The organism is Vibrio sp. 10N.261.51.A4 (assembly GCF_041471945.1).
In the GTDB taxonomy this organism is placed as follows: Bacteria; Pseudomonadota; Gammaproteobacteria; order Enterobacterales; family Vibrionaceae; genus Vibrio; species Vibrio crassostreae_C.
In genome coordinates this window covers 1-9,286 of record NZ_JBFRPJ010000098.1, presented here as the reverse complement: position 1 = coordinate 9,286, position 9,286 = coordinate 1, and the positions used below count along the sequence as shown (strand labels likewise).

General features: G+C 39.3%; 6 protein-coding genes and 1 tRNA gene. 3 read left to right on the top strand and 4 right to left on the bottom strand.

All coding sequences use genetic code 11. The annotated features are described in order from the left end of the window. Positions 1 to 553: 553 nt before the first annotated feature. Positions 554 to 629 (bottom strand) — tRNA-Val (locus AB4384_RS20410). Positions 630 to 1,140: 511 nt separating this feature from the next. Between AB4384_RS20410 and AB4384_RS20405 the strand changes: the two genes are divergently transcribed. From AB4384_RS20405 to AB4384_RS20395, 3 genes are read left to right on the top strand one after another with little or no spacing between them, the layout of a single operon-like run. After that, positions 1,141 to 1,536 (top strand): hypothetical protein, encoded by a 396-nt coding sequence (locus AB4384_RS20405; protein WP_372130036.1) that lies wholly within the window; start codon positions 1,141 to 1,143, stop codon positions 1,534 to 1,536. A 2-nt stretch (positions 1,537 to 1,538) separates the two neighbouring features. After that, positions 1,539 to 4,004, top strand: coding sequence for a hypothetical protein (locus AB4384_RS20400; RefSeq protein WP_372130035.1), 2,466 nt, complete (start codon positions 1,539 to 1,541; stop codon positions 4,002 to 4,004). 9 nt (positions 4,005 to 4,013) lie between these two features. Next, on the top strand, positions 4,014 to 7,298 hold the full coding sequence (locus AB4384_RS20395) for a tyrosine-type recombinase/integrase (RefSeq protein ID WP_372130034.1): 3,285 nt from the start codon (positions 4,014 to 4,016) through the stop codon (positions 7,296 to 7,298). Positions 7,299 to 7,304: 6 nt separating this feature from the next. On the opposite strand, the gene AB4384_RS20390 is transcribed toward AB4384_RS20395, so the two are convergent. The 3 genes from AB4384_RS20390 to AB4384_RS20380 form a co-directional block, all read right to left on the bottom strand. Beyond that, the gene (locus AB4384_RS20390) at positions 7,305 to 7,481 is read right to left on the bottom strand and encodes an AlpA family transcriptional regulator (protein WP_017071512.1); all 177 of its coding nucleotides are present in this window, start codon (positions 7,479 to 7,481) and stop codon (positions 7,305 to 7,307) included. Between the two features lie 129 nt (positions 7,482 to 7,610). Beyond that, entirely contained in the window at positions 7,611 to 8,741 is a 1,131-nt protein-coding gene (csm6, locus tag AB4384_RS20385) for a CRISPR-associated ring nuclease Csm6 (RefSeq protein ID WP_372130033.1), read from the bottom strand. Between the two features lie 245 nt (positions 8,742 to 8,986). Then, the gene (locus tag AB4384_RS20380; RefSeq protein WP_372130032.1) at positions 8,987 to 9,259 is read right to left on the bottom strand and encodes a hypothetical protein; all 273 of its coding nucleotides are present in this window, start codon (positions 9,257 to 9,259) and stop codon (positions 8,987 to 8,989) included. Positions 9,260 to 9,286: the final 27 nt, after the last annotated feature.

The window sequence follows — 9,286 nt, the reverse complement described above, 5'->3', positions numbered from 1 at the left end:
TAGGTTCATGGGGCGTTTACAATGAACCCATGTTTATTTGGCTCTTTTCTATTTCCCATTTTTGAACATTTCTATACTCTGCTTGAATCTACCCTCACCTACAACTGGCGCCTAGTTCACCTTGAAATAACTCATCAGCCATCACCCGTTAACAAGAACACTATAATTTGTTGCACACCCACTTCACTGGCCGCACAAAGTTAACGTTGATAACTTGAGCCTAAGTTCTATAGTAGTTTTGCATTAACCGTAGTGCTGGACCCTTCAAACCGCACCAGACTCAGATTAACGAGAGCATTCTTTTTAAAAATGTGCTGATGACTATTTCTTAAATGTTCTGTTACTCCAAACTGTAGATGCTTAGAAGGTTGTCACAGCATGGTCACCACGCGGTCACAAATCGAGTTTGAGAGATATGAGTCACTTAGCTCATCCAATAATTATTCAACGGGGAGGCAGACAAGAATGATGCTATTTAAGGTACTTTCCAGAAACGCAGACACAAAAAAGCCCACGCTAGGTGGGCTTTTTGCTTGTTCAGAAAGAACGAATTTGGTGCCGCTACTGGACTCGAACCAGTGACACCTTGCATGTCATGCAAGTACTCTAACCAACTGAGCTAAGCGGGCGATGTTCTAATTTCTTATTACTACCATTGTGACAAACTCAATAGTTATGCAATAAAAACAAATAAGGAATGGTGCGTCCGAGTGAACTCGAATCACCGACCCCCGCCATGTCAAGGCAGTAGCTGTACAAATAGAAAATCTACATGGATACCCTAGATTCATGCTCTCTGTCGGAAAAACAGACACTTAAACTAGAATACTTAAAATCAATGACTTAAGTTTTGTTGTGACGAAATGTTTTATGTATGAATTTGGGCACACTCTTGTCACATCCATATACTACAATTAGTTAGTTTTACAAATTTCAATTTGCGACTACGAGATCTAACATTTGAGCGATTTTATATCTAGACTTGAGAAATACGACGCTACCCTGCTCTGCAACGTAGAGCTCTCTCACGTTAATCTTTGTGACATATCTATCGACCCTGATCTCGCAGAAATCATCGCGGAGTCAAATCCCGTTTCAGCCTTAAAGTCAAAGTCGATTGCATCAAAAAGTACCCAGGCTATGAGCAACCTAGTCGCTTTGCAATCTCCAATTTGGGTCTATAAAAAACGAAATCATTATTATCTCGTATCGGGTCTTTTCACTCACTTTCTACTTATAAATACGATTAATTCCGAACAGTCACTCACTAGAAAAACACCCGTTATCTTACTCACTAAAAAGCCTCAAAACGACATTAAACGGCTCATATTTTTGTCCGATTTAACCACCCAATTATTAAAAAAGCTGTTTATCACAAAAGAAAAAACTGTGAAATTTTTCTTAGAAAACTGGTTCCCTAATGATGAGGCAAAAGGTAGCTATCTAACAAACAAAGAGTGGCAAGTAATTTTTCCAGAGCTAAAAACTAAGAAAGAACTAGCCGCCATATTGAATACCTCAAATCGAGATTTATGACCATGAGAGAGTTCATTTCTAGGCAAAATTTATTAGATGAACAATTGAATTTGAGCGATGATGAATTCGAAAGATTGTATGATTTTCTCACTTTAATTGAGTGCCCTATTTCATTCAGAGCGCTCAACGAAGTACTAAGTAACCTACTCGAAATAGCACAACAATATCCACACTTTTTCGAAACCGTTTTTCTCATTTCAAAAAACGATTTAGTAAGTTTTATTAAGGCAATTGCTGATTCAAAAATCTCTAGCAAGGACGACTTTTCAAACCATCACTTTGAACGGGGCTGGTGCCAAACCCACGTTATTTTTGCTTTGCTTGCACAATACAAAATGTTCTTTTCAACTTCTAATCGTGCTGTTTTTACTCTCACCTTTCTATCGCACTTCTTTGAACATATGGAAACGATTTTCAAGATTGAAAGAGAAGAGGAAGTGACTAGTGCTTTTCGTAATCTAAACCGAAATAAAACATTTAACTTACCCAACTTCGCTGGGGTAACAACCAATGAAATTGCTGACCGATTCGACACCTTGCGTAAAACCAATACATACGAAGGATCGATTAACAACCAACTAAGGCAACTCTGCAACTTCTTCAATCTAAATTGGAAAAATAGGACTAAAAAGAAATCGTCAACACGTGCAGTATTGAGACAACGATTCAACAACAAACAACTCGAGCGTGTTATAGGTGCTAGCAACGATACCTATGCAAGTATCGCAAATACTCGAATTGACAACACTAAATCAGGTATTGAACAAACCGAAGCCTTTCCTTCGATGAGCTTCGTAAAGAAAGAGTCCACAATAGACAGAAAACCGGAACATGAAATTCCAGCAATTAAGCAGATCAATGAGAACTCATCCCGTCAAACACAAATAACAAACATCTCCAAAAGTATTCAGCGCGCCCACAATTCAACTTCTCTTGATAAAACCATACTGCAGATTCACGACCTCTCTTTTCTACTTTTTCAACTAAATAAGAAAAAGAACTATCGTAAACTTATCGGAGTTGTTGAGACGAATGTGATCTGTAAGCTGCTTACTGCTTCACTTTACCTATCGAGACCGATAGCAGATGTTTGCTCTTTAAAGATTCTCGATAAACACTCTGAAGATGGTGAGGGCTTTGTGCGGATTGATAACACTTGGCACTTTAAGGCTACATTTGTTGATAGTCTCACAGTCGCCGAATACTCTAGCTCAAGTGAGTTAATAAAAATCAGTGACTATTCACTCACACAAGTACCCGATTTTCTAGTTTCTATATTGGACTTCAATCAACGAAATGCAGGTCCGTTGTTTAATAAAATATCTAAAAGCAGGTATCGGGAGAGCTGTGCAACATTCTTGAAGAACCTATCAGAAACGCACGCCGTCAGAATCAGTCTTAAATCAATTCAATACTTCAGTCTTAACTTTAACGAAGCCAACCAATTAATCGACTCTGTTATTTTCGATTTCGCTTTCAATCATACCACCTACAAAACACGAGCTAGTCGCCACTATACTCAATATTCATTTATGGAAATGAGCTCAAGTATCTTTTATTTCTGGCAAGCTATCGTTGATAGAGTAACCTCTTTAGGGTTTATCCCCAGTATTAAAGTAGGAAATGTAAAACTCATTGATTATCTAATTACTTGTGACTGCAATGTTGTTGGTTCTAGGTTTTTACCTTCTAAAGCGTTCTTTCAAAAGCGTTACGCATCTCTTCAAAGAAAGCTGGCTGGGTATAACCAGCTCGAAATACAGTCTTCGTATGACAAATTAATCCAATATCATAATGATTACGTGTTTTACGTAAGCTCAATGCTGTTAGCAATGACAGGTTACCGCGCTGTTTATAACCCTCTCCCTTCTTTAAATTTAAGGTTGAGTCGTTATAAAATGCTAATGATCAGCGATAAAGATGACGTAGACTTCACCCACGCACGCATTATTCCACTCGCTGAAAATCTGGATAAACAGATCAAGCATTATCAAAACCACCTCAAACAGCTAACTAACATTCTTCATGTACTACAACCTGAAATAGCATTCCACGCCAAGAAGCAAACAGAAGAGTTGACTCAGTCATTATCAATTAAGCAGTCTGAAGCAACAAACTGGTTCTCAGAGATTAAAAACTCAAAAATATACCCCGGTGTACTTTTCTATTTCATGGAAAACCGCCACGGTATACATATGAGGAACGTACACCCAGCTTGGTTAAGTGAACAAGAAAATACAGACTACCCTCTCAATGCAACTCGACACTACTTGAGAACCTTTTTAACAAAGAGCAACCTGCCACCAGAATCGATAGCCTTCACTATGGGACATTGGTCCACTGGTGAAGCTCCTCTTGGACGTTATTCAACCTTCGACTTCAACGAAGCATGCAGGGCCGTCAGTCCAATAATCCAAGGTATGGCCAATGATCTGAATTTAACTCCAATTCGCTCGCTGTTGGCCTAAGGAGCCTGTATGCCACCTTCAATAGACCTTAAAAGATTAATTGCAGAGGCTTCAGTAGTATTTAAACAAGATATTGAGAATATATTTGTCCTCGATACAGAAAAGGCAGCAAAAAAGTTAATAGAGAAACTACACGCCCTAATCACTAAATTACTTGTGGTCACTTATGATAAAGAAGCAAAATCTGACGCCATCACAATAAAATCACTCAATGTGCTCCAGTCAAAACTCGATTCGAATATAGATGTCCAATCCCTGCAGCGGAAAATTTTACAACTCTATTTGGTGTTGTTAGAGCGAGAGTTCCAGGTTACTTCTCCCCCTTTAGGCTCATTTACTGAAATTCGTAGGGATAAGCCTATAGTTACGCCAGGAAATATTTTCAAAGCCTCGTTAGCTGACAAACTCTATTCTCAACTTGAAGCAGAGATCAAGAAACCCACATTATCATTGTCTTCAGAACAGTCATTAGGGAGGCTTGCTTTATGGCTATTTTTAAAAGAAGGATGTGTCAATACAAAGGATATATCAGCTCTAATCACCAACAACCAAGACCTATATCGAACTGAACAACTAAGTTATTTTTCTGGAAAGCAACAATATTTTCTGTCACCAGTCGCTGAAGCCCTTCTAGTTTTACACCGAATTTCATTCATAAATATGAAACATTACAATCAGTCTAGGCTATTGATTAAAAAGGCAATATTGCATCAACATGAGTACCACCTCACAGCTCCTACTCTTGTTCCTGAGTTGGCTTCACGACGAAGCTTAGCAGAGTTAACATCATCAAAAATCATGTGTTGTATCAATGATTACTGTCATCATACTGCAGCTATACCTAAACAATATTCTTTGAATCTTTCTGATATTCGCCAATGTCATCGAATCGAAACGGTGCTAACTCAGAGTCCTATCGATTTTAGGATCCAATCTAGCCTACTACAATCGACACCGTTAACTCGTTCAACAATGAAACGCGTATTCCTCGATAAGATTGATGTCTTCAGAAAACCACCAGCGAGATTAACAAACCAGGCCGCAACGGTTAGACAAAGCACCGCATGGAAAAAGAACCATACCTCTTACAATAATATTACTGAGCTAAGTAGCGATGAGTTAGTGCGCATATTGCATGGCTTCTTGGACCTATTGAAGACATCGAAAAACACTAGAAAGGAACAAGCCCATCAAGGGCGGCTAATCAGGAGGGGGCTTTTTGAATGGCTTGAAGCCGAAAATAACGCTAGTAAATATCCAGTAGTTTGGGTTCTAGTCAGTTGGATGTATCAATTGCTTTATCGGGGTGACATAGGGAAGAAAGTACTCACTTTTAGTACCATTCGCGATTATGTGAGAACCTTCGCAATCCCATTCATAGCAGAATTCAATTACTGTAACCTATTCACAATGGATGCTCTAGAGTGGGCAGAAAAGTTGAATATCGTTGCGGAGGGAATCAACTCAACTAAAAGGAAATCTTTCGTCCTCTACTTTGCTGATTTTGTCGTGAGTTCTCAAATTGTGCCCGAACTATGCTTCTCTGATTTAGATATAACAACATCTAAATCAAATGTCAGTGCTAACTTAATCACAATGCACGAAGCCGATGCTGTAACATCATTTCTCAACAAAGATAGTTTAGAAGCTGAACTTGCTCTTGTTGTATTTTTACTTGGATTTTACGGCGGCTTGCGTAGAGGCGAAATTGGAGGGCTACAACTTAATGACTTTCATTTGAACGACCACGGCTACCTTCAAGTACATATCAGACTCAATAAGTATCGATCCTTAAAAACTGGAAACAGTGCTCGCAACTTACCACTAGATTGCTTGATGCCTATTCACTGGCAAAAGAAGCTCATTTCATTTATCGACAAATCCAAACTTGGCTCTCAAAAGGCAAATGCTCTAATTTTTCAGGATCCTAAAAGACTAAAAAACGCATTTACATTACTTACTGTCGTCTTAAAAGAGATCACCCAAGACGATAAACTTAGGTTTCATCACCTACGGCACAGCTTTGCAAATTGGAATTGGTTATTAATCAATTTCAATCGCTACCCTACTAATAACCTCCCTCTGCCATTGCAGCACAATTTCTTCTCGGCAGATAGGCAAAACCAGCTATTTCATCGCTTGGGTATATGCACTAATACAAGGAAAAAGGCATTTGTACTATCACGTTTACTTGGACATGGCACCATTGAAACGACATTCAGCTCTTATATACACCTAGCCGCCCTTCATATTTACTTATTAAATAGGAGGCGAAATGAGTCTCCCCTTCACTTATTGCAGTATAGTATTGATTACACAGTAAAACTCGATAACAAGAGTATGAGGCCAATCCGAAATGGCAAACCGCTGGCTCTTTATCATGACGCACTACCAATGACTATGGTTGGAAAATCCAAGCCCGACCTTGAACGATCTCTTGAGCTACTTATTAACAAAGAAGAGAGAAAACCTTCGTCAAACAGTGTTCCCATTGCTGACGTTTTTAAATGCATTTCCCTATTAAGTTATGGTTACTCTATAAAACAAGCCGCAGAATTAACAAAGATATCTGCACAGCTCATAACTCGGATTGCACTTAGGCTGGAATCACATGGCGAGATTTACACGAGAAGATCCAAAAACACCCTTCCTGAGTTTTGCGGCATAAACAGGCTAAATCAATATCAAATAGATCAACTCAACTTTTTTATGCAGCAATTTGATAAATCGTTGCAATCAGAGGCGCTACGTAATGCCAAGATCAACCTATCCCAAGTAACCAAAGCGCTTCACCATTGTGTAGGGGCTAAAGGACACTTAGTTCGAACGCATGATATAAAGACCGTCGCATTCTTACTCAAAACCATGAAAGTGATTGGCATTAAGGATGAGCACGTAAGAATTAAATGGCATTTTTCTCATAAACTAGCGTCCGATGAAATAACGATTGATAAAGTCATTTCTCATTACCGATATTGGGAACAGTTAGTACAAAGCCGAGTTGGCTTTAATGCCACAACTATTGAAGCAGTTATCCCACATAGATATGATCGGTTATCTCAAAAAATGACAGCAATTGGTGTCGATATACACCGTTCGGATGAAGCTAAGTTTCTTGGCTATCATGCAAAAGGAAACATTAGCATCCACCTGCTTCAGACCAAAAAAGAGAACCGTGATTCACTCACAAGAGAATTTAGGAAACTGGTGCCGATGAGCCCACAGCGAAGCAGGTCATACATTACCTTTCTTCAATTACTGGATGTTTATTTGGATGTGTTCCCTTTCGACTAGATGCAATCATCGCTGCTTTACACACTCTTTCATCCACTCTTCTACATCACTGTCGACCCAAGCAACGGCCCTCTCCCCTATAGGCACGGGCTTAGGAAATGAGCCCTCACTCATCTTTCGATAAATAGAAGACCTACTTAAAGCGGTCTTTGTCATGACTTCCTTTATTTTCAGAAATCTCATTGATGTACCTTATTTATGCTTACTCACAAAGAAGATACACCATGCCATCAAAGATCCTATTATCACACCTGCGTTAACGCACTAATGTTAAATGGATCCAAGGTTTTCAGACCAAACATTTGTTTAGCGTCAGACAACCAGCCCATCTACCTCAATAGTAATACCACTATTGACACTATAACTCGCACCGGCTTTGGCACCATCAGAGTGCACTTTGATTTTTTCCACGATATCTGGAACTAAACGCCCTTCTAACGTTTTATGGAATGCACTTAATGACTGACGTACAAAGTCTTTCGTCAATTTAGGTGTCAATTCAAAATCATTCTGACGCCACTGCCCCTCATCTTCTAAACCCATGCTTTTGTACAAACGCACGTCGGCTTTCATTGAGTCTAATACTTCTAAATATTCACGTGTTTGGTCAACGTCTTCTTCAAATATTCGCCCCAACGTTTCCGTTCTCATGGCTTTTTTGACGAAGAATAAGTAAATCGCTAGCGCTTTAGCTGTAAGTTTTACAGGTACACCAGCCACATCTAATATCTTATCCTTGGTCGAAATTTTTACTTTAATTTCCGAGCTATGTGCACTATTCAAAGCTGATACAGTTTTTGAAAACGAATGGCTTTGCATTTGGTTGTAAATTGACTCATCAACCTGACGACGCATTCTTACAAACGGGATTTCAGCCAGGGTAACATTAGCGTCCTTGGTGTTTACGACCTTTTTTTTATCTCTCCCGACGATGTACTTGTCGTAAGGAGTTGGGTAATAAAATTCACTCACAAACTCAAAATCATCGTCTACGAACACATGACTCAGCACATCTTGCTCACGGCCATACAAAGACATTGCGTAGCCCATGTAAAAAGCCATTGTCTTTCGTCCACCAGCAATTGAAGCATGAATCGCAACATCGTCATTGCGAGTCAACTCCTCTACTTTCTGTGTAATAAAGTCAGCCATGACGACTTGGTCTGCTTCGGCCTTTGCATCATCTAACACATTGCCTTCTTCATCAGAGATCAACCAAATATTGTCAGAACTAAACTTAATGTCTGGAAGTTGATAATCTTGTATTAACTTGTTCCAATGACCATCTTGAAACAACCCTTCTTCTAGCGTTAGCTTAGAGTTAGCGGTAGTAATCACAAATACTTCATCAGGCATTGTTTTACCTTGATGATTCAATGCAAACAGCGTTTCTGTTAGGACTTGAGGGCTTGCGCCTGTCACGGCTACCAAAATATTTTTCAAAATAGGCTCACTAAGTTATTTGGTCTTGTATGAAAAAGAAGGACTTAATAGTTATGCTATCGTCTAGATACCATAAAATTCGTCACCATCTATTTGGTCTGTCTCCTGATTGATAATCTTTCCACAGCCTAGACAATCTGGAGTTAAGTCAGTTGGCATCATAATTATCAAACCACAGTGTGGGCATAGATCACCTTGTGTTAGCATTCACTTAGTTCCCCAAACGCTACAATGTAGCTACCGCCCTAGCCAGTATTGTGCTCTATACAAACACCATTGCGAACTTTCAGCATGCTACAAAGCTGCTCTACCGTAAGTTCAACATCAGAAATATCAAAACCAACAGCTTGAGATAATTCATTGTTGATATAAACAAACTCACCAGCTTCTAAACAAAAACCGAATAGAAACGTCGGATCTTCCTCAAGCTTATCCCAACTCTGCACGCCCTCTCCTGCAATTTGAACTCCAGAAAACGGGGCGAACAGCGGTGCCTCATCACCTTGAATTTTTACCAATTGTATCGTAAACGCCCCATGAACCTA